The sequence below is a fragment of the Niabella ginsenosidivorans genome, from assembly GCF_001654455.1.
Taxonomy (GTDB): Bacteria; Bacteroidota; Bacteroidia; order Chitinophagales; family Chitinophagaceae; genus Niabella; species Niabella ginsenosidivorans.
In genome coordinates, this window is record NZ_CP015772.1 from 2,294,218 (window position 1) to 2,316,687 (window position 22,470).

General features: G+C 46.2%; 12 protein-coding genes. All 12 read right to left on the reverse strand.

All coding sequences use genetic code 11. The features are described 5' to 3' along the window. Window positions 1-2 precede the first annotated feature (2 nt). Complete coding sequence (locus tag A8C56_RS09615) at window positions 3-2,453, reverse strand: glycosyl hydrolase (protein ID WP_067755055.1); 2,451 nt, start codon at window positions 2,451-2,453, stop codon at window positions 3-5. A gap of 223 nt (window positions 2,454-2,676) precedes the next feature. Then, window positions 2,677-4,608, reverse strand: a complete 1,932-nt coding sequence (locus A8C56_RS09620) for an MGH1-like glycoside hydrolase domain-containing protein (protein ID WP_218917273.1) — start codon at window positions 4,606-4,608, stop codon at window positions 2,677-2,679. A 28-nt stretch (window positions 4,609-4,636) separates the two neighbouring features. Next, window positions 4,637-6,466, reverse strand: a complete 1,830-nt coding sequence (locus tag A8C56_RS09625; RefSeq protein ID WP_067755061.1) for a glycoside hydrolase family 2 protein — start codon at window positions 6,464-6,466, stop codon at window positions 4,637-4,639. A 42-nt stretch (window positions 6,467-6,508) separates the two neighbouring features. Further along, window positions 6,509-8,563 carry a glycosyl hydrolase family 95 catalytic domain-containing protein gene (locus A8C56_RS09630; protein ID WP_084490140.1) on the reverse strand — a complete coding sequence of 685 codons (2,055 nt, stop codon included), beginning with the start codon at window positions 8,561-8,563 and terminating at the stop codon, window positions 6,509-6,511. Window positions 8,564-8,721: 158 nt separating this feature from the next. Next, window positions 8,722-8,901: a hypothetical protein gene (locus A8C56_RS09635; protein WP_067755064.1), complete on the reverse strand. Its 180-nt coding sequence runs from the start codon at window positions 8,899-8,901 to the stop codon at window positions 8,722-8,724. Between the two features lie 28 nt (window positions 8,902-8,929). Continuing rightward, window positions 8,930-10,285, reverse strand: coding sequence for an MGH1-like glycoside hydrolase domain-containing protein (locus tag A8C56_RS09640; protein WP_067755067.1), 1,356 nt, complete (start codon window positions 10,283-10,285; stop codon window positions 8,930-8,932). A gap of 26 nt (window positions 10,286-10,311) precedes the next feature. Continuing rightward, window positions 10,312-10,629 carry a hypothetical protein gene (locus A8C56_RS09645; protein ID WP_157097937.1) on the reverse strand — a complete coding sequence of 106 codons (318 nt, stop codon included), beginning with the start codon at window positions 10,627-10,629 and terminating at the stop codon, window positions 10,312-10,314. A 15-nt stretch (window positions 10,630-10,644) separates the two neighbouring features. After that, entirely contained in the window at window positions 10,645-13,113 is a 2,469-nt protein-coding gene (locus A8C56_RS09650; RefSeq protein WP_218917274.1) for an alpha-L-rhamnosidase, read from the reverse strand. 11 nt (window positions 13,114-13,124) lie between these two features. After that, a complete protein-coding gene (locus A8C56_RS09655) occupies window positions 13,125-14,429 on the reverse strand; it encodes a family 43 glycosylhydrolase (protein WP_169818761.1) in 1,305 nt (434 codons plus the stop codon). A 49-nt stretch (window positions 14,430-14,478) separates the two neighbouring features. Next, on the reverse strand, window positions 14,479-16,641 hold the full coding sequence (locus tag A8C56_RS09660) for a glycoside hydrolase family 2 protein (RefSeq protein ID WP_067755078.1): 2,163 nt from the start codon (window positions 16,639-16,641) through the stop codon (window positions 14,479-14,481). Window positions 16,642-16,654: 13 nt separating this feature from the next. Then, window positions 16,655-18,964, reverse strand: coding sequence for an isochorismatase family protein (locus A8C56_RS09665; protein WP_169818762.1), 2,310 nt, complete (start codon window positions 18,962-18,964; stop codon window positions 16,655-16,657). Window positions 18,965-18,980: 16 nt separating this feature from the next. Beyond that, entirely contained in the window at window positions 18,981-22,148 is a 3,168-nt protein-coding gene (locus A8C56_RS09670) for a glycosyl hydrolase (RefSeq protein ID WP_218917275.1), read from the reverse strand. Window positions 22,149-22,470: the final 322 nt, after the last annotated feature.

A 22,470-nucleotide genomic window follows, 5' to 3' on the forward strand; every position in this document is an offset into this window, starting at 1 on the left:
AATCAATTCACTTTTAGTTGCTGATAACGGAGCGTTACGGGGCCTAACAAGCCCGCCGGCACCAGTGGAGAATTTTTATTAAAATAAGACCACGGAATAAAGGTTTTGCGCTCTTTTGAAGGACGCGGTTGTCCGTTGGTGGCCCACTCCGGCAAACCTTTCATCCTTGGCAAGCCGTTCATGGCCGGAGTGCCGTTATTTTCAAGCATTGTCCATTCAAAATCTGCAGGATATTGTTCATCGCCAATAAGGCGGTTCACCCAGGTGTTTGTAACAGCAATCTTAACAGTGTTTTTCCCCGCTTTCAACAAGCGGGTAATGTCTGCCTTGAAAGGCGGCGACCATAATATACCGGCTTTTTTACCATTAATTTCCAAGCCGGCCATATCATATACCGTTCCCAAATCAATCAGGATCCGTTTATCAGATGCGAGGTCTTCTTTTTTTATCGTGATGGTTTGTTCATAAACAGCTGTGCCCGAAAAATATTGGACGGCTTTGTTATGCTCTTTGCTGAAATCGACCAACTTATTCCATTTTCTTGTAAACGTTTTTTCATTTGTTTTAGGATGAAAAGTAATTATCCACCTATCTTTTAATGCAACAGGTTCTTCATTCAAAACGGCTACTTCCGGTTGTTTGAAATAGGTTGTTTTTTGTGCAGGAAAAACAATAAACATTGATTGGTCTTTATCCAATTTAATCGTTACAAAAGTTGAATCGCCCTGTTGTTTCCATTGATTGGTTTGTTGAATTATTCCGCGGTAGGCATCCCACAATTCAGGCACAGCATTCTTTACAGGAAAGGCTATTGTTTTTTCTGTTGCTTCATTTGTGTTGCGCACAAAAAAGATCTCTGCTTCCGGCGTGCTGCGCTGTAATACATTAGCGGTACGAACAATGAACGTTCCCTGCTGCAAAAGCATCTGGCAACGGGCGAGGTACGTGAAAAACGCTTTGCCGGGTTCCAACCATGTTTGTGTGCGGCTGAAATGTGTTCCGTAATGCGCAAAGCTCCAGCCGGGCTGGTAGGCATCACTCAAAGGGTTATGCGCCCAGGAGTGAAGAAAAAATTTGTTAATGCCGTAAGAAAAGCCCATATCGGCAGGACGTTTCAGCATAGCCGGTGTTTCGGTAAACCTGCAGGCGGCCTCCATGCCAGTAAACGCTTCAGCTGCCACAATGCGATGATCATTTTTTGCAGCAGCAGTTGCAAAGCTTCCTTCACCGGAGGGTTCGGTACTATGCACCCAAAATTCAGTAGCAGGTATATCAGCAATTCCTATCCCTTCAGTCCTATCAAAGGGCGCCTCCCAAATACTGCCATAAGGTTCCCATGCAAATTGAAAACCTGCTTTGTTTACCATGTCTTTTCCAAGCTGAAAACATTGCAAAAACAAACGATTGATTACTTCTTTATAATCGCTGAGAAAACGATTTGTTTGCGATGAAAATTTTTCGCCAGCAGGATGAATGCCATGCATTTCTTCATTAAAAATACTGTCGCCGCGCTCGTATGCTAAGATTACCTGTACAACAGGATCATACCCTTTCACCTTAATAAAATCGTTACGGAAATTTGATGACCAGTTCTGATCCCTTGCCTCATAGCTGTCTACCCATATAATGTTGAATGTATTGCCAATATACTGACCCAATCTTTCTTCCAGCGGGTTCAGTACATTCTTCCAATGTGCAATGGTTGCTTCCGGATTCATTTTATCGGCCTCCAGCGAAGTGGCCTCTACATCTTCCGGTACGGGATGCGTGTGTATGAGACTGGGATAATACCCAAAGCGGTAAATTTTCCATTTACCCGCAGGCGCCGCCCAATTTAACCGGTCATTGCTGAATTGATCAGAAATGTCCAGTACATCGCCTGCAGCAACGCCCTTGCGCAGCGGCACCGCCATAACGGCGACCTCTTTATAATAAGGAGCGGCAACCTCATTCATTTTTGGCTTTGGTAAAGTCACATTCAGCTTTTGATTCCCTTCAATGATCGTTGTGCTGAAGCCTGCTTCCTGCATTCCTTGTTCGGGTTTGATCCATGGTCCGCCAGTGGTAGACCATCCCGGAGAATTATGTATCCCCACTGTCATGTTCAGGCTTTTGGCTTCCGAAAGCGCCAGTTCCAATGCTTCCCAATAGGCTTTGCTGCGGTAATGTTGCTGCGGCCAGGGATTCATGGCTGTATCCAGCCAGGATGGCGCATTGAAAATAATAACACCCCCCACTCCTGCCTCCTTCATGGCATGAAGATCTTTAACAACTCCTTCTTTGGAAAAGTTGGAACCCATCCAATGCCACCAGGCATTGGGACGGTATTCTATGGGAGGATCAGAAAACTTTCCAGCTAATGACCGAAGGGTTTCCGGAGGATAGTCTTGGGCCAAAATGGTGTTAACCGCGGAAAAACATACGAATATCAATAAGTAACTGATCTTTCTCATCCTTTTATTTTTTTATTTGTTTACGTATGAACAGCGCCATCTCGTACGTTATACCGGGTTCTGTTTCTATGGTGATGTGTTCGCCCTGGTATAGCCCTGCGCCAATAGCCACGGCTGCAAGCAACAGAGCAGCAAAAAAATAGTTATTTTAAGCTTCATTTTTTTTACTTACAAAAATGATGATGGGATTTGTTCAATACATCATCGTATTTTTTTCTGTTCATTAGTTATAATACCCTTGTTCAATTAAACCAATGAAACCCAGCAAGGCGCCCCAGTGATAGAATTTATCGCTGTTTCTTACATCATCACCCTGCCCGGTAGTGGCGTTATAATTTTCAAACACATACCTATCGGCAGTCCATGATTTCAATAATAAGCTCTTCGATTTTTCAGCCAGCTGCCGGCGCACATCGCTGATCACCGGGGTATTATAGTTCCGGAGTCCCATATAGACCAGAAAATTAAGGGGCGCCCAAATGCGGCCTCTCCAATATGTATTTTCCTTAAATGCAGGATCGTTTCTAGGTGTAGCCGGTATCACCCATTCTCCCCAAAACTCGTCCGGGTTCAACAGGTGTTTCTGTAACATGTCTTCTGCCTGCTTATTAGTAGGAAGTCCGGCCAGTAGTGGATAAAAATTTGTTGGCGATGTTCTTGGGCTGAATGCTTTTGTATCCGTTCGGTAATTGTAGTAAAAAGAGGTTTTATTGTCCCATAAACGATGCAGGCGGGCGGTATAGGCATTTGCCCTTTGGCGCAGTTCTTCCGCATCTTTACGTTGCCCTAATTCATCGGCGATCCTGGCCAGAAGGTTACAGTCCATAATATAAAGACTGTTGAGGCCTACATCATTTAGCTTTTGCTGGTGCCGCTGTTTGTCAAAAGGAACACCTTCATACATCTGTGAATTGTCTAGCCCCGATTCCAATGCCCCACCAAAGGTTTCATTTACTCCGTCAAATTCCCACCAGCGGTAAGTAACCGGTTCAAAGGGCGTACTACCCCAGCACAGGAGACCATCGGTTTGCCTGTTTTGATCCCACCACCTGTTCCATTTCAGAAAATCATCGTATAATAATTCCAGGAACCATTTTTCCTTATACTTCTGATAAATATTCCAGGCGGTAAACGTTCCCACAGGTGGCTGAGAACGATCGCGCGACTTATAATTACTTTCCGTGTAAAAATTAGGAACAAAGCCCTGTTCGGTTATTCCCCGCGTAATTTCCACTGCATTGGCATAGGCCAGTGCTTTATTGTCTGTAGACAACATCAGCGAAGCAAAATAAGTGTCCCAGCAAAACAATACAAAGCCGCCCAAAGAAGGATTATTGCTCCACCCTACATTCCATATCCGAGATACCGGTGTAATCACTTTATTAATGGTAGGATCATAAATATTATCCCATCCCAGCACATTTTGCATGGCGTTGTATTCCTCATAGCTCTTACCGTATTTATTTTTGTTAGACAGCACAAAATAATGATAATGCGCGTCCACCCATTGACGGGCCTGCTTTGCCGTAAGCGCTTTTCCGCAGGTAATAACTACAGGCTGATCTGCAGAAAAGATCATTTCCCCATTCTTATTTTCAATAAAGTCGCCCAGTACCTTTCCCGTCAGCTTCAGCGTTGTATCGGCAAGCGTCTGCATTGTAAACGTGTTATTCTTTGTGCTGATGGTATTGGCCCGTTGCCAGAGATTCTTTACGGACACCACTACTTTTCCTCCCCTGGCGTTTTCTGCCTGCGGGGTGATGATGACCACATTGTTCAGGCCCTCGGCTGCGCTTTCTACCCGCAGCTTCAGCCCATTCCATAAAGCGGTAATATCCGTATAATACCCATCATAGGAATGCGCACCAGGCCGCATCTGCGCCGAGCCTTTTTCTCTGTCGCCAATAAAAAACTGATCCACCCGTTTACCATCAGACGTGGCCAAATGAATGTCTACCCCCAACCCATAAGGAAGCAGCACATGGCGCAATACCGATCGGGTATCCCAGGTATTCCACCCCTTTGCTATAGAGCGCTGCAGTTCATCATATTGCTTACGGGCCGAAGCGGTATTGATCTTATGATCCTGTGCCTGTAATGCAGCGCTGATCAGCCATAGCAGTAAAAAACCCATCATACATTTTCTCATCATCATTGTTATTGTTTATATTTCTTCAAAAAAATTATTGGGAGAGCTGCTGGATGGTCTCCCGGTTTATTTTTTTTATTTCCTCCTCACTAACCTTTGTTAGCTCCCGGTCGTAGGTCAACAACCCGTTGACTTCGCCTTCTACATCCGTCATTTGTGTATAAACCGCCGCGGAGAAACGGTTAATCGATTGCAGTATACGGGCATATTCCTGATACTTCAGCAACAGTTCTGACGGGCTATGCAGCAGAGTATCATAACCAAAATTTTCGCCGGATTGCCACAAATGCCCTTCTACGGCATAGCCGATGCCACCATATTCGCCCAGTACGTTGGCTCGGCCGGCGTCATACAGGAACAATTCGGGCTCCGGATAATGATGCAGATCCAACACATCACCAGTATGGTAAAAATTGCCCCCCGAAGCGGGGTTGAGCAGGCGCGAAGGATCATACGCCCTGGTCCACGCCGCTATCTTTTTGGTATCGAATTGACCCCAGCCTTCATTGAAGGAAATCCACATCACAATACAGGGATATGGCTGCAATGCATCAATGATCTCATTCCATTCCTTCAGGTAATTTTCACGGGCCCTGAGCGTTATAGGCGCTTCTTCAACTCCCTCATCTACATATTCTCGCATATAATCCCTGGTTTTCCGCCCCCAGTTATTATCGCCACTGGGCATATCCTGCCAAACCAACATTCCTATACGATCACAATGCGTGTACCACCGTGCCGGTTCTACTTTCAGATGTTTTCGGATCATATTATAGCCCATGGCTTTGGCTTTCTGTATATCGAACATGAGGGCTTCATCTGTGGGGGCCGTATATAACCCGTCGGGAAACCAGCCCTGGTCAAGCGGTCCAAACTGGAACAGATTGCAGTTATTTAATTGCAGGCGCATAATGCCTGACCGATCCCGGCTGGTAGAAATCTTACGCATGGCGCAATAACTCTTTACCTGGTCCGCAAGCCGGCCCTGACTGTACAAATTAATTTCCAAGTCATAAAGAAAAGGAGCATCGGGCGACCACCATTTGGCAACAGCAACGGGAATATTGAGCGTTTCGGCGGCCACCGCCCTGAATGTGGACAACAGCTTTCCTTTATCTGATAGCTTTACTTCTATATAATCTCCGGCTGTTATGCTTGTTGTATTTGCTACTACTGAAATCGTACTACGGTCTATATCAGACCCGATCTTTAAATTGGTAATATACTTGCTGTTCACAGGCTCCAGCCATACCGTTTGCCAAATGCCGGATACCGCCGTATACACAATATTAGCGGGTTGGCTTACCTGTTTACCCCGGGGCTGAAAGTGCCGGTCAGTAGGATCCCACACCCTTACCGTAAGCTCCTGCTCACTGGAAGTAAGATAGGGAGTAATGTTGAAGCTGAACGGTGCGTACCCGCCTGTATGGCTGCCAATGTGCAGACCGTTGAGGTAAACTTCCGCCTTCCAGTCTACCGCACCAAAGTGCAGCAACACTTCTTTGTTTTTCCAGGATTTGGGTATTTTAAATGCACGGTTATACCATAATTCCTGTGTACTCATTACGGTGCCCTGTATACCGGAAAGGCCAGATTCTACAGCAAAGGGCACCAGTATTTTTCGGCTATACGCGCCTGGCGCTGCCCGCCCGGCCGGTGTAATGGCAAAGTTCCATAGCCCGTTGAGGTTCATCCATTCCCTGCGTTCCATTATCGGCCTTGGATATTCCGGCAGCACGTGCTGAGGGTTTACCTGTGCCGTCCACCGTGTTTTTAACCGGCTGCCTGCCGGCTGCCATTGTGCGCTTAAAGCAGAGACCAGGGTTAAAAAAAAGCCGGCTAAAAATGAGTGCTTCCACAACATGATATTCGCTCTTTACGATTTCCTTTTTTATTTACCGATGTTTCAGTTATGGTTTACAAAATCTTTTTTAAGAATACCTGCTCCTTTTATAGTAAGTGATTTCCATTTTACCGGCAGGGCTGTTTTGCGCTGTACAATTCCCTGATCACTGATTTGCAAACCGCCAAAACCAAAGATGACCGCCTGCAACATGCCACCCGCCCCTGTAGCAAAATAGGGATTGGTGCCTCCCTGTGTTTCTGCCAGTACTCCAAACGGCGGCATTTCATTGGGCTTATAACTTTTCCGGAACAACTCATCCGCTTTCCGGGCATTTCCTAAACGGGAATAGAGGGTAGCCAACGTAGCATTCCCCATCGCCGGGCCTTCAGGAGACATTTTCGGTTCGTAATAGCTCAGATCCTTTTCAATCTGTGCTGTGTCTGAAACAATCTCCAAAGGATAGGCCAGCAAGTTCACATCTGCCTGTTTAATATCCACCCCGTTATAGCTTGCATTTTCACGTGTTACCCCGTTAGGAAATTTAAGAATGGGAATATTATCCGCTACATGGTTCCAGTCGGAATTGGGTTGAATGCCGAGTTCTTTCGCTGCTTGAGTGGCATAACGCAGCGTGGTAATAGCAATACCATTGGTAAAGGCATTATTGTCTATATTCTCCTGCCATTCATTGGCGCCGATAACGTTGTTGATCTCATAGTTCCCCGGCCCTTTCCGTTCTACGCGGCTGGCCCAGAAATCAGCTACTTCTTTCAGTATAGGGTAGCCGCGCTCCCGCAGCCAGGTTTTATCTTTGGTAACCTGGTAATACTTCCAGAAAGCCCAACCCACATCACCGGTAATATGATGCTGGAAAGGACCTGTAAGCGCCCAAACGGGCGTATCTTCCGAACCTCCATCTGAAGACTCCCAGGGAAACATCGCCCCTTTATATCCGTGTGCAAAGGCATTTTGCTTTGCAGCATTTAACCGCTGAAAACGGTATTCAAGCATTGACTTTGCGATATTGGGATGCAATACCAGCAATGGCGGATACATCCACAATTCGCTGTCCCAAAACACATGGCCATTGTAACCAAGCCCGGACAAACCCATGGGCGAAGGACTATAGGCCGTACCCGCGCGGGAAAAGGAATATAAATGATATAATGCGGCATGAATAGCACGTTGTACTTCTTCATCACCTTCCACTACAATATCACTTTTCCAAAGCGCTTCCCAGGCTGCTTCATGTTTTTCCAACAAGCGTTGTATGCCCTCCAGGTTGGCAAAAATGGTGAGCCGTTCCGCTTCATTGTGCGGATCTTTATACTGTACGGTGGATGTGGCAGAAGCTACAATCGCAAACCTGTAGGTCTCGCCCGTTTTTATTTTTTTGCTAAAACGCATCAGATGCCGGTTATAATCCCAATCACCATGCGTAACTACAGGCTGCTGATTGCGTGGTTCGGGAAAAATGATGCTGCTGCTGGCCGCCAATGTTATTTTGCCTGAGGGGCTTTTGGCAACGGAAGTCAGCAAAGGAATATGTGGATCAATTTCGCTGTACAGGTTTCTTATTTCCCGCAAATGATCCGGGGCTTCAATCATGCTTGAAGCAGCAATTACTACCTCTTTCTTTGCCTTTATTTCCACCACGGCCAGGGAAGTATAGGGCAGATGGCGCAACGACATCAGTTTATGCGTTATGTGCGCATCGGCTATATCAAAATCCGTGATCAGTTCAGCTTTTTTCATATTCAACGACTGGCGGTAATTGAAAATATTATCCTTTGACGCAGATATTCCATTAATGCTAAGGCTAAGATTGATATGATTGAATATTTTAAGAATATTGGAAACCCTGCCCCGCTGGTAATAATCATATACGCCATTCATCACCACGTCTTTCACTTGCATCGGTTCGGGCGATGATACCAACCCAATCATGCCGTTGGCTACGGTAATACCATAATAGTTATTAGGATCAATATTCGATGCAGTGATGGTCCACCCATCTCTTAACTGTGCATGAATCTGAACGGAGCTGAACATGAGAAAAACGACTATCGTTCTTTTAATAAGTGCAGTACCATACTGCGAATGGTTTAAGATCATAACTAAAAATTCAGATACTGTTAAATATATTCCATAATGGCTTTTACGATCAATAAATGCCTTTTTTCATTCGGGTGATTGCTTTTTGCCATATAATTAGCCCAAAGGCGCGCCTTTATTTTGAAGCTGCTTAAAAAGAAAATAGCTGTCTGCCGGCCCTACTCCATATTTTGCAGCCAGCGCCCGGATCTGCTGCGCATGTTTTTCAGTTCATCATCGCCTGGCCATTCTTTCTGCAATTCATTTTTTATTCCGGCCGGGTAGTCATCAGCCGCTATCTGTGCCTTAGCTGCAAACAACAGAAAAATACACCAGCATGTAATACCCGCTTTTTTCATTTATTTCAATTTAATCCGGTAATTCAAATTATTTATTCCTGTCTGCTTCCGGAAGTTCAAGAAGCATCCATTTATTGTCCGTTACCCCCTCCAAAACCTGCTGCACACAGAGGTTCCAGCCGATAAAACCGACAAATTTTCCGCTTTCATCTACATAATCGGCGGCGGGGGCCAACGGCTGTCCTGTATCCGCATTATAATTTTCATGCATGCTGCCACAGGTTTTTATATCCTGAAGCAGCAGTCTGCCCAGGGTTTGACCCATCCACTTTATTTCATCCTCAAATCCATAATTTTTTAACCCGATATGATATAAATAATTTGCAATAGGCCAAACTGGTCCCTGCCAGTTGGAAAAAGGAACAATTATATTCTTATTGTTATAGTCTGGGTCTTGCAGAGAGAGGGAGCGGAAACCGTATTTTGCCTTCATCTGCTTTGGATTGATGAGATAGCGCTTGATCATGTCTACGCCTTCCGCATCCGGAGCCAGTTTCTGGATTAAAGGAATAAAGCTAGAATAGCTGATTCGTTTATAAAAGGCGCCGGTTTCGCGGTCAACCGTATAATAAATCTGATCTTCCTTACACCACAAATATTTATTAATAGCATCTTTTAGCTGGGCGGCCTTCTGCATAAGCAGGGCGTAATCCTCATTCTTACCCAGTTTTTGAGCAATCAGTGCCTGGGCTATTATTTCCCTTAACTGAAAAGTGCTGGCATCTGGCGCTAGGAACGAACGGTGATCTTCCTCCGTAAAATAATTCATGGCAACATTATTATCGGCACCGCTTTGCATGGCATTATCCCAGAAATAAAGGTTATAGGTACTGTCCAGCTGTGTTTTATCGCGATAGGCCAATACTTTCATTAACGCATTATAGTGCGGCGCCACCCAACTAAAATCATTCAGCTTTAAAGAAGCGAAGTACACGCCTTGGGAAAGGAAAGGCTTCATGGCGAATTTGCCAAAGATCGTCCGCGGGCCTTTTGTTGTGGCACAGGCAGATACATATCCTGAGCTGTCAATACCGGCAATTAGGTTGAGCGCCCAGAACTTCAGGTATTCCGGTTTACCTGTATTGGCCAGATGATTGCCAATAAAAAAGCCATCCCAATCCCACATCTGTTTGTAAAATCCTGCCGGAATGAGGTACGGATATTGAAGATAGCCCTCGGCCGGCTGAATGACCTTTGGTTCAAGCCGGTTAAATTCGGCAACCAGTTCCGTTTTTAATTTTTTCAATTTGCCCCCGCTTACCGGGTCCGTATGCTTCTTTTTTTCCAGCTTACATCCTACCAGGGAAATAAGCACGATAGATATAGCTACCGCTTTAAACCTCCATTTCATTTGTGTATTATTGTTGATCTTACCTGTTTGCATTAAAATTGTTTATGATGATTTTTTTATCAGGAGCCCGTTTTGCTCACAGATGGCCAACGTGTCTTTCTGAGTTTGCGTAAGGCAATAGGGCGTTTTTCATAAGCCGCATCGCTCCTGCCCCAATACGCACCGGCAGGGGCGTACCAATTTGCTATAGAGCTGATGCCCATATAACCTGCTCCTGTATGGCTCCCCACATCACCGCCGTATTCGGCATTAACGCTACCATGTTCTTTGAGGCAGATTTTAATAGAAGCCAACAATTTTTCATACGGGTCTTTTTGCTGTACCTGAAGCTGGCTGATCCCCCCGACAAACAAAATTTCAATAAGATTGCGTTTCATTTCTGCTATCATAATTTAATGGGCGTACTGAACTTCATACCGCCCTGAGGGGAACCGGTAAAGGATTGTTTCTGCCTTGTTTTCTATGACCGGAAAAGTTGCCTGACCGAACGATTTGCCATTTATTCTTATCGCTTTTCCTTTTGGTAAAGCCACACAGCCCGAAGCGTTTGGCGGGATGGTTATTTTCCAAATCAATTTTCCGTTTTCATTTTTCCAGTTGCTTTCTGCTTTACCATAGGGGGTTTCAATGGAGGCCTTCGCCCATGCCAGCAGGCCCATCATTGTTGGTTCATAACGGATCACTTTAAACCCCGGCCCTGATTCATCGGGGCAAATGCCTGCCACATCCTCATAGAACCAGGCATCATAAGCGCCCAGCATTGGGTGGTTGAGCGAATAGGTTCCTTCCCTTAAACAGGAATCCTTGCTTGCTGCACTTATGGGCAAGATTTCCCAAAGCGAGGTAGCACCTGCGCTTGCCCACATATATTCAAAACTGTAGGCTCCTTTTTTAGTAAAAACATTGTAAGCAGCAGCAGCATTTCCAAAACGGGAAAGCGCTTTGCCGATTCGTCCCATGCCAAAAATGCCCGTATGTAAAAAATTATGATATTTTTCCTTCATGTTCCGTACAATGGCGGCTGACACCGCCTTTTCATCACCCGGAGGTACCAGCCCAAAATCCAAAGCCAGCGCATCAGCGGTCTGGCTGCCAAAGGTTTTATTGATGTGGTCATAAAATGCCGTAACAAAGGCATGGGCAATCTTTGTTTTTAATGCACTGTAATACTGCTGGTCTTCCTTATGCCCCAGGATAGCCGCCGTTTTCTGCAGAATGCCCGCGTCCAGATAATGAAAGGCTGTAGCACTTAACGGAATGGGCGTATCAATAGTTTTATTGCCCCCGGGTGGGCACCAGTCTCCCAATCCGAACGGAACAATGTGTTTTATTTTTAGTGAGTCCTGCATGGACAACGTTTCAATATGTGCTACCCACTGCTTCATTGCGGGATAATATTTGCGGAGTATTTCCGCATCTCCGTAATACAAATAGGTTTGCCAGGGCAGCTGTACCACGGCCGTTCCCCAATCGGGCGACGCCACACCACAGGTGCGCCTACCGGGGGCTACCATATAGGGCAGGCCGGCGGGTTTATCGGCCCAGTAAAACAGGGCGTTGGAATATTTATGAAAGAGAGTGTTTTCTTCAAAGCCGGCGGATGAGGAATGTATATCTTCCAGATACTTTTCCCAAAAATCCTTCATCTCAAAATTGAGATTTTCGAAGGGCGCTACCGTATGCGCATCCCCTAACCACCCACATTTTTCACGTTGCGGACAATCTACAGGCAATCCCTGTATATTGCTCAATGCCGTTCGCACTGCCAGCTCATGCAGGCGGTTGATCTGCTGATCAGCGCATACAAACAGACCGCGCCTTTTCAGATCCGAATGAATGGTTACCATTTTCAGCCAATTCAGATGGGGAACCGTAGCGGCACCGGAGAGCTCCAGGTACCGGTAACCATGATAGGTAAAACGGGGATGCCAGATTTCTGTTCCGGCGCCCGCGCAAATATATTCGTCTGTTTGTACCACACCAGTAGCAAAAACACCCGTTGTAGCAAAATTGACCGTACTGTCCTTGTTCAGCAGTTCACCCATTCGCATGGTAAGACGGGTGCCCCGGGGCTGTTTTACGGTAATTTGCGGGATGCCGGTACTGTTTATCTCAAAATCGAAAATGTAATTTCCATTAGCCGTTTTCCACATTTTTACCGGCCTGAGCTCCTGTTGCATCCGTACCGGGTTCATTTTTTGCAGGCGCAGCTCTTTGGGGATGACGCCTGTAGCTGTTACAGCACTGTTCCACCCCGCTATTGATGTTCCTGGCAGCGACCATCCTTTTATTTCTTTTCTCGCATCATACGCTTCACCGGCATAAACGTTGTTTTGTATAACCGGGCTTTCGTGCCATTGCCAGGATCTGTCTGAAATAAGGGTTTCTCTGGTGCCATCTGCATAAGTAAGCTCCAGTTGCAAAATAAAAATGGGGTTCCCATATTTTGCCCACCCACCCCATACTTTGTCCTGACCATAAAAACCATTGCCCAGCAACACTCCCAGGCAGTTTGCTCCTTTTTTTAACCGGGTAGTTATGTCAAAAGCAGTGTACAGCGCATATTGCTCATAATTGGTTTGTGCAGGGTCCAGCATTCGCGACGGATCAACAAGCACCCCATTGAGGTAGAGGTCGCCATATCCCAGGCCGCAGAAGTAAACCACCGCGCTCTTTATTTTTTTATCTGCGCGAAAAACTTTTCGGAATAGGGGCATCGGCCGGTCATTTCCTAACCCGGAAGTAATCCATTGCGCCTGCCAGCTCTTTAATGCCGGCTGCCCCAACAGAACAATCGGGCCCGGCAAACCGAACATCAGCAACCATGCAACCTGTATTATTCTTTTTTTTTGCTTATTCATTAATTTCATTCTTATTCAAACTTTATCCAATCAATATCAAAAAGATCTTTTCCGGGCTGCCCATGAAATTGCAGCCAAAGTGCCTGTATTCCTGCAAGACCTGTTACCTCGCAGGAAATGGTGCTCCAGCTACCATCTGCCGGAACGGTTATACTGCCCCGTGGCCCGTGCCAGGGGTAATTATCTATAATATCAATACGCCCGCCGGCCCTGGCGCGTACCCGTATATTGCAATGCCGCACCCCATTTCCGTAATTGATAAACTTCCAGGCGGCCCGGTCGCCATTCCGGATCGCCATTAAAGCCTCGTTTTGAGATGTACCCTGCATCAACTGGATCCGTACATTTCCAAACAACAAACAGGCGCGTTCTGCATCAATTTTTTTAGTGGCTGTTAAAGGAGCTCCCGCTCCCTGCGAGGTCATGAACACTTCCGGAATGCTGCCATCCGGCCGAAAAGTAATAGGCTCTATACAGGCTTTCCGCATGGTAGCGCTGTTATGTGTAGCGCGGTGATACAGCACATACCATTTTCCATGGAAGGCTACTACCGACCCATGATTATTCCATACAGCAGGATCGCAGCCGGCATTATCAATAATTACTCCGCCATATTTAAAAGGTCCCAGCGGTGAATGAGCAGTTGCATAACCGATGCAGGTAGGTCGGTCCTGGCGTCCGATATGACTATACACCATATAATAGATGCCCTTACGTTTAAAAACAAAAGCCCCTTCATGAAAAAAATGTTTTTTTTCGGTTACCAGGCCCTCTACTATGGACGTGGTATCAATGGTTTTCATATCCGGATTCATGCGCGCGCCTTTGGCCTCAAACTGGCCCCAGTAATAGTAGGCCTGGCCGTCATCATCTATAAACACGGCTGGGTCAATCTGCGCGGGACCCGTAATCTTCAGCCCGTTGCGAAAGGGGCCCTCCGGCCTTTTACTTGTAACCACGCCTTCCGTACCATCCGGCAAACAATAATACAGGTAATACCTGCCATTCCGGTAGCACATATCCGGGGCATAAAGCGGACCGTTTGCATACTGCGCTCCATCATTTTTACTGGCTGCAGTAAATATGTTCTCCTGCAACTGCCAGCTGTGCAGATCTGCCGATGAAAGCAGGTGATATCGGTCTGAGCAATAGTATTCCGTAGATTCATCCAGTGAACCGTAGATGTATAGCTTCCCGTCTGGTCCTACCCTGCCTGCCGGATCGGCGATGTACACTCCCGGCGGCAAAACAGGATTCTGCGCCGGCAGAACCTCGGTCAATAATAAACAGGCTGCTATTAAAACAATCCTTTTCATCAGTTTATTTTTTATGTTTACCGGAATCATCGAAAATCAATATCCTATTTCATTCAATCATTTTTTGTGTTACTGCCTGATCATTTGCTAACGATGGGCATATCCCGTAAACTGAATACTTCTCTCCATCCAATACAATTGCCGCTTTTAATAAATAATTGCCTTCAACGGCGGGAAGTTCAATATTGAATGGCACCACTTTTACCTGATAGCCATCAACCGTTACCTGCTGCCGCAATACCGAAACCACTTTATTATCCTTTAGAAGCGTTAGCGCCAGCTCCTGCTTAAAGGTTGTTTCTCGGTCATTTGTTATAGAAACCGGCACTTGCAATCTTCCTAATGCCGGGTATTGTTTTTCCCATACATCAATCATCAACCCCACGGGGGCAAAAGCAGACTTTACATATTTGTAAAAGCTGGGGTCAAAGGTCAGCGCTTTAACATCCGAAAAATTATCGGAGGTTTCTCCAGGCGGCTGGCCCGGCCGGGAGTAGCCCAATCCGCAGAAATGCATGACCCCTGCCGTTTGCCGGTGCGCTCTCCAGTATTCCGTTTCCATTGCCAAGTGCCGGGCATAAATATAAAGGCGCTCCTCCGGTGTTAGCCTGTTATTGTTCCAAAGCGTTTTATACACCGGCTCCGTCAGTCGCGTTATTGTTCCATTACGGTTTAGCCATAACCAGCCATATTCATTTATAAAGCGGACATTGGGAAAGCGCTCCATTCCTTTCGGGATCAATTCTCTTGAATTGGCGTTGGCATCATTTAAATCTTCGCTCACATAGCTGAACAGGTCTTTCTTATAGCCCTGCTCACTCGGCTTATTGCCCATGAAATAAGTAATAAACAGGTATGGATGCGATTCTATAGGATCTGTTTCTGTAGCAGGTTTTGCCCAGCCGTTCTCCCATGGACGGTTACTGAGATCAAGATGCCGCACCTCATTAATAGCTTTTCCTGTTTCAGGTGTGGTAGATTCATTATTCGCATCCCATATAACTACGCAGGGATGATTCCACCGTTCACGCATCCAACGGCGAAATTCTTCGGTCAGCTGTGTTGACCGCAGCGGTTGCAGCTGCTTGCCGGAAATCGGGAATTCATCCTGCACCATCATGCCCAGGCTGTCGCATAGCTGGTACCATTGTTCGGGTACAGGGCCAATGTGAAAGCGGACCATCTGCCAGTTCATTGTTTTATACCGGCTGATCAGCTTTGCCACCCATTCCTTATTCCAGGGTAGCGTACCACGGTCCGCATCTTCCAGAAACCGGTTAAAGGCTACATTGGTGCCCAGCAGGTAGGTGGTTTTTTCGTTCAGTAATGCGACTCCCTTTTGCGGATTAAAACGAAAAGAGCGCATGCCAAAAGTCACTTTCTTGCTATCAGCACGGGTATGCAGCGTCAGTTCATACAAGAAGGGACTTTCCGGCGTCCATAGGTGTGCATCCGGTATATTGATCTCGAAATCAGCGGTTATATCCTCCGCCCCTTTTTGCATGATTAAAGGCGGTACCCGACCTTTGGCTACTTTGCGACCACCGGTTTTTTCGGTAACCGTATACCCGATATCCCATCCTTTCGAAGTATTGCTTTCAATTTCAGCAAGCACGCGCACCTTTTTTTTATGAATGTCCGGCGCACATTGCACATTTCTGATAAAGGGTTTATGCGCCAGCGTCAGCTCCACTTCATCATATATGCCGGGTATATAGCGATCGATTTCATAATCATGCCCATTTTGGATCGTATCTGGTAACTGGTCGCGACAGCCCACGCCAATGATAATACTGTTTATGGCATTGGCTTTTACATAGGGTTTTAGATCAAAATACGCAGGCGTGAAGCTATAAAGATTTTCACCAACATACTGATCATTAATATATACTTTGGTATGATACCTTGCCTTAAATACTTTAAGACGGATAATGTCAAACGAAGTATCTGCAAGATCAAACCTGCGTTTATACCAGTACCAGCCACCTTTATATAAAGCACCCGCGGTGTCTACTGACGGTGCCGCCAGATCCACCAGACCGGGCACCGGTACCACGGATGTATAACGTACCGGCAGCGCGCCATTGGTTTTTGCAAGTTGCCATTCTCCGTTCAGGCTTATGACCTGCCTGCTAACGGCCGGCCGCTTACAGGATGCCAATAGCAATACCGTAAACCCCGCCAGGAAAAATAGCTGCGCTTTTATTTTCATTTTTAGTACATCTTTAAAGTTGCCGTATTTTTAATGTGTACGGGTGGCCGGAAAGGCGGTTCCTGTTCCTTAACAAATCTTCCGGTATACGCACCTGCACACCAGTGGATGTTGCCGTCCATTCCAGCGGTTTCTCATACCCCAATATACTTATGGTGGTTCCTGCTTTTGCTATTATTGATTTCAGAACAATTTCAGGGGCTGTGCTATCTTTTACAAAAGCATAAACGCATTTACCGTCTTTGCTTTGTGTAAAACGGATGGTACCTTCTTTCCATATACCTCTGGCACGGGTATTATAAATCCCTTCGCCATTAACGGCCAGCCATCGCCCGGTTGCTTCCAGCTGCTCAATGGCTTTTGGATGAAACTGACCTGTTGCATCTGGTCCTATACCTACCATAAAACTACCTCCTTTGGCTACCGCGTCCACAAGATTATTGATGATCCAGCTTGCTCCTTTATACTTGCTGCTATCTTTATCATAGGAAAAAGAGGAAGCTAACGGATAAATAACCATCCAGGGCATATTGGTATTTTCCTTATCCCCCGGCACAAAGCCTTCGGGGGTATAATAATCGCCATAATTGCCAATGCCCCGCCCGCGGATCATAATGTCTGGCTGCAGTTGCCTAATCATTTTTACAGTAGCTTTTGTTTCTTCCCATACGTCTGCCCCCAGCCACTGATCCAAGCACAGCATATCAATTTTACCATAATTCGTCAACAGCTCATGAAGCTGTTCCCGATGGCGGCTTACCATACGCTGTGGTTCCTCTGCAGAGCGTTCGGGCGTCATTTTTTTTGTAGAATCAAAATGGATATCATTGCCATACATCGCCGTATTTGTCTTTACACTCATGGTGGTTAGCGGGTGACCGTTATAGGGCCTGAAATCCGCATCATACCAATCGGGGTGTGAATAATACAGATCGATCTTTATGCCGCTGGCATGGGCCGCATCTGTTAGCTCCTTTACAACATCGCGTTTAAACGGCGTTTCCATAATACTATAGGCCAAGTTGCAATCCTCAATGGGGTTTGCGGGATGCAAATAATTTGCCCGGCGCCGGACCCGCGTTTTAGTGTTGAACATTGAAAAGCCTTCATGATGCTTGGTGGTAAAAGCAAACGCCTGCAGCCCAGAACGCTTAAAAAAGCGCATCCACTCAGCCGCATCAAACCGGGTTGGATTAAAGGTTTTGTAAAGCTGGTTGTATTCCTGCTTCTTTTTATCTGGCAGGTTGAGGAATCCCCAGGACTCTCCGTTCATCTGCCAGATGGAATAAATGCCCCAATGGATGCGCACTGAAAATTTAATATCGCGGAATGCTTCATAAGCCGCTTCAGAAGCGTGCAAGTAATCAGCGTCCGGCTCCCGCCCCGTATAATTGCTCACTGCTTTGTAGTGGTAATCGGTTTCCGGCAGGTACCTATTACGGTTCCTGTCCTGCACTATGGCAGCACCCTGCTCTTTTACTTCATCGAATACAAAAGGAGCTGCACCTGTGATACAGGTGGACGTAATAGCTGGACTAATATATTTTTCAATATACTCCACCATGCGGTTGAGCCCACCAAAATGGGTGGTGTAGGGATATTTTGCAGGATTATACATTAAATCGGTCATATCGCTCATCAGCACGGTATTATACCCCCTGCGCTTCATGGCCCGCAGTCCAAAAGAACGGTTCATAATACACATATTGGTATGCACCCCGCACAGGATCACATTCTTTATACCGTTTTTTTGAAAGTAAGCATCCATCTCACCGCCCGAATCACTGATCAGGTCTTTATCATTAATCTGCAAAGCATCAATTTGTTTGGTCCAGGCGCGATGCGGCGCTGCCTCTGCGTTTGGGCAACCTTCATCATAGAACTCAACGGGCCACGGCACCCCGGCTTCTGAAAGCAATTTTACATCACTATAAACGATCTCGTTTTTACGCCGGTTCCCGTATTGCAACAATTTCTGACGTTGCGGATAATTTTTATAATAATTCATACACTCACTTGGCGCGTGCACAATGGTGATTCCTTTTGAACGGGCGATGGTGATCATCTTATTCAGCGCCGGTGCCAGTTCCGCCACATTTTTTGTAGCATAAGGGCACCAATGCTGATCCCACATATCACAGATGATGATAGCTGTTTCAGCAGGGTCCCATTTTTCGGTTCGGTTGCTTAATACATACGTGCCCTTCCCTGAATCCGCAGGAATCAGGCGCTGCGTGGATACCAGCAGTTCCTGCGCATGGCCGGCATTCCCTAACCCTGCGCAAAACAGCAACAAACCCATTATTTTTCTTATTCTATTCACTACAGAAAATTTAAGGTTAATAATCATAGGCCCGGATCTCAACAGGGCCCAGCAGGCCGGATGGCTGAAGTGGCGTATCCGCCTTAAAGTGATTCACGATCGTCCATGTCTGACGTTCCTCTTCCGGAAGCCTCAGATCCCCTATCAATCGATTCTGCCAGTTATTTGCTACCGTTACTTCCAGTGTGTTGGCGCCGCTTTTCAGATACGGCGTTATATTCAGGCGGTATGGCGTTGTCCATACCCCGCCGATGTATTGCCCGTTGAGCCTGATTGTTGCCATCACCATTACCTTACCCAGATCGAGGTACAGTTTTTTCTGTGGTAAATTGTTTATTGTGAAAGTGGTTGTATATACGGCCTCTCCGGAGAAATATTTTATACTATCATTTTTAAAACGGGTCCAATCCTCTAGCTTTTGAAGCGTTACCGGGTTTTTAACAGCCCGCCGGTCTTTTGCGTCCTGAAACGCTACCTGCCACGGAGTATTTATCGTATAAACAACTTCCTTATCCGGGAAGTTGGGTTTGTTTACAACCGGAGCGTTGCTCTTACGGAATACAATGAACACACTTTCATAGTTTTCCAGTTCAACGGGTATTTCAATGCCTTTGCCGGCAGCCCTAAACTGCGGAAGGCTGCGGCGCTCCCCTGTAAGCGGGTTCCAGAGCTCAGGCTGCAAACCTTCCGGCACACGGAAGCTTGCCTGGAAAAATATCTTTTTATCTGTCTGATTGGTCAGGTAATAGATCTCCCCGTCGTTCAGCGTTCTATGAATAAAGGCTACCGAATCCTGCAACGTCTTAAAGTCCGGTTCCACACCCGTTTCATAGAGCGCTTTTTGTAGACTGGTTCCCCTGTTAAATACTTTTCCCCGTCCATATATTTTACCGGCAAAAAGCGCTTTTCCCAGGTTTTTCACTTCATCATCTGCTGCCGGATAATTTTGCAGGCTGGGGGAATATTCCGGTGCACTGCCGTAAACTGAAAGCCCGGCTTTTACCAGCCCGCTTATTTTTTTCAGCAGCTCAGGTCGCATAGACTTCTGATCGGGCAACACAAGCATGCGATAACGCATACCTCCTTCTAACACTAAATATCCATCTTTTACCGAAGCCCTGTTCATAAGTACTTCCGCATTGATATAATCAAAGGAGTATCCTTTAGGCAATGCCGGATTGGTTATCCCACGCATCTTGGGGGCGTCTTCTCCTATAAAATAGGCAACATCCGCTACATAGGTTCCCTGTTGCAATAGCAGGTTGGAACGCCGCAGATAACCGGTAAATACATCCATTTGGGGGAACCATGTATTTTTCCGCTGGAAATCATTTCCGAACCAGGCGCTTATGCCCGGGTTTTTATCTTCATAAGGCTGATGGATATATACATGCAATAATGACGCGTTAATGCCTTCTGCAAAAAAACGGTCGATGCGTGGTTTCATTAAAGAAGGGTAAAGCCCAAAATTTGGTCCACCACTGGTATTGGATTCTGCCCACACGCGGGTTTTGCCATAAATATGCGCGGCGGATGAAGCGTCCCGATTTTCAATATCGCCTAATTCTCCTGAGCTCCAGAATTCGCCCCCCACTTCATCTGCCTGCCCGCCATACATCAGAAACTCACTTGGAAAGCCCCAGTGCCCGTAATTTTCCAGCCAGGTGGTTAGCCCATGACGATGACTGATCTTTGTAAGGCCACCCACATAATCATAAGCAACGCGGTCAGCAATCAGCCGCCGCAGATCCCAGAGAAAACGTGCGGATACATCTTCATTTCCTACTACCTTACCATACATTGCCGGTAAATAAGGCGTTGGGTCATAGCCATAGGTCTTTTTGAAAACGGCGGGCATATCATCCGTCCAGTTCTGCCCTCCCGTTTCATAGCTGTCCTGCACGGCAATCTTAAAGGTTTTGCGATCCACCGCTGGTATGCGCCGCAGAATCTCTCCCAAGAACGCATCAAAGTGGGCGGCTACATGCTTACTGCTCATCTTGTCCACTTCAAGCCCGGTAGCATCGGGTGTGGCCGGGCTGTTGACGGTTCCGGTCGTTTTCATTTCCAGCAGTGAAACCGTCCATGCTCCTTTTGGCGCTTCCCAGGTAAGCACTCCTTTATCAGATACAAATTTTGTTAGGTCCAGCACCTGATCCGGGCGGATCTTAAAACCTCCGGATTTGTTATACCAATCCTGTTGGTTCCACATATAAGTATTCCAGAAAGGCAAAGGACGCTGGAACATTTTTGCCAGAGTCTGCTCCGGATAGCGTTCCACAACCGGTTCAGAGGAAAGGGCAACGCTGATTTCCGGATTTTTTGAATAATAATCAACAGGTGTATCCAGCCAGATACGGTATTCTTTTCCTTTTGTTTCGGGCAGTGAAATGACCACCGGAGCATAGGGGTCAAAGCCTACAATGTTCTGATAGTTGCTACGGTCTATTTCAATAGTACGGATTGTTTTAAATGCATTATTCTCCCATACCTGGATCCACGCATTTGTTCTGATATAATCTTTAGTACGAAACACCAGGCTGCGAATGGTTTTTGTACTGTCTGCCGGAATGCGTACGTCTACCGGCTCCCGCCCGTTTAATGAAAAGGCTTTTGTAATACTGTATACATTTTTATCAACAGGGTATGCCAGTACCTTTACTAATTGCGTGGTATCTGAAAAGCCCGGAAATTTAAAGGCAATTTTCTTACCACCAGCAAATTGCGTATCTGTAGCAGCAAGGTAGCGCATGCTTTGATCAGACTTTACCCATGGTCCGCCTGACTGGCTCCAGCCCGGGCTATTGAATATACCTATTTCAATATCAAGCTCTGTTGCCGTTTTTAAGGCAACATGTAAAATATTCCACCACTCCGGGGTAAACACTTTTACCTTGCCATAAGGAATATCGTTTAATCCTATATTACCGATATATGCCCTGGTAATACCCGCCTTTTTCATGGCATGCAGGTCTTTGATGACGCCTTCCCGGGATATGTTATCCGAGAGCCAGTACCAATAGCATCCGATACGAATGCTGTCTGGCAATTGCTGAAATCCTTTTTCAATACTCACCAGCGATGCTGCCGGCTGCGCCTTGCAAGGCAGCCCTGGTAACCCCAGAAGCCCTAAAAGCGTAACCATCATGCCTATTCTTTTGATGCACTCCATATATTGTTTCATCCGTATATTTTTAGTTTTATTTTTTGCCGGGCTGATACAAAACAATATCAGCCGGAGGTTTAAATAATCGTGAATCCTCAGATGGAGCCAAAATATCTCTAAATTGCAGAGGCTCCTCAACTGCGCTTGGAGTGACGGTTTAAAATATTCGTGTTCAACCCAGAATCTGTCATTTAACAGGTCTGCCCGAAGCTCCTAGCCCTGATCTACTTTACATTATAAGCTTTATCATATTTCAGAAATTTTTTAAATGAACAACGTACGCCGGCAATCGTATGGGTCCTTTTATAAATGAGCCACCTCGAAACCGCATTGTAATAAA

Excerpts from the sequence above, each read along its gene's own strand:
- A8C56_RS09615 (WP_067755055.1), bottom strand. The coding sequence starts at position 2,453 with ATGAGAAAGATCAGTTACTTATTGATATTCGTATGTTTTTCCGCGGTT.
- A8C56_RS09620 (WP_218917273.1), bottom strand. The coding sequence starts at position 4,608 with ATGATGATGAGAAAATGTATGATGGGTTTTTTACTGCTATGGCTGATC.
- A8C56_RS09625 (WP_067755061.1), bottom strand. The coding sequence starts at position 6,466 with ATGTTGTGGAAGCACTCATTTTTAGCCGGCTTTTTTTTAACCCTGGTC.
- A8C56_RS09630 (WP_084490140.1), bottom strand. The coding sequence starts at position 8,563 with ATGATCTTAAACCATTCGCAGTATGGTACTGCACTTATTAAAAGAACG.
- A8C56_RS09635 (WP_067755064.1), bottom strand. The coding sequence starts at position 8,901 with ATGAAAAAAGCGGGTATTACATGCTGGTGTATTTTTCTGTTGTTTGCA.
- A8C56_RS09640 (WP_067755067.1), bottom strand. The coding sequence starts at position 10,285 with ATGCAAACAGGTAAGATCAACAATAATACACAAATGAAATGGAGGTTT.
- A8C56_RS09645 (WP_157097937.1), bottom strand. The coding sequence starts at position 10,629 with ATGAAACGCAATCTTATTGAAATTTTGTTTGTCGGGGGGATCAGCCAG.
- A8C56_RS09650 (WP_218917274.1), bottom strand. The coding sequence starts at position 13,113 with ATGAATAAGCAAAAAAAAAGAATAATACAGGTTGCATGGTTGCTGATG.
- A8C56_RS09655 (WP_169818761.1), bottom strand. The coding sequence starts at position 14,429 with ATGAAAAGGATTGTTTTAATAGCAGCCTGTTTATTATTGACCGAGGTT.
- A8C56_RS09660 (WP_067755078.1), bottom strand. The coding sequence starts at position 16,641 with ATGAAAATAAAAGCGCAGCTATTTTTCCTGGCGGGGTTTACGGTATTG.
- A8C56_RS09670 (WP_218917275.1), bottom strand. The coding sequence starts at position 22,148 with ATGAAACAATATATGGAGTGCATCAAAAGAATAGGCATGATGGTTACG.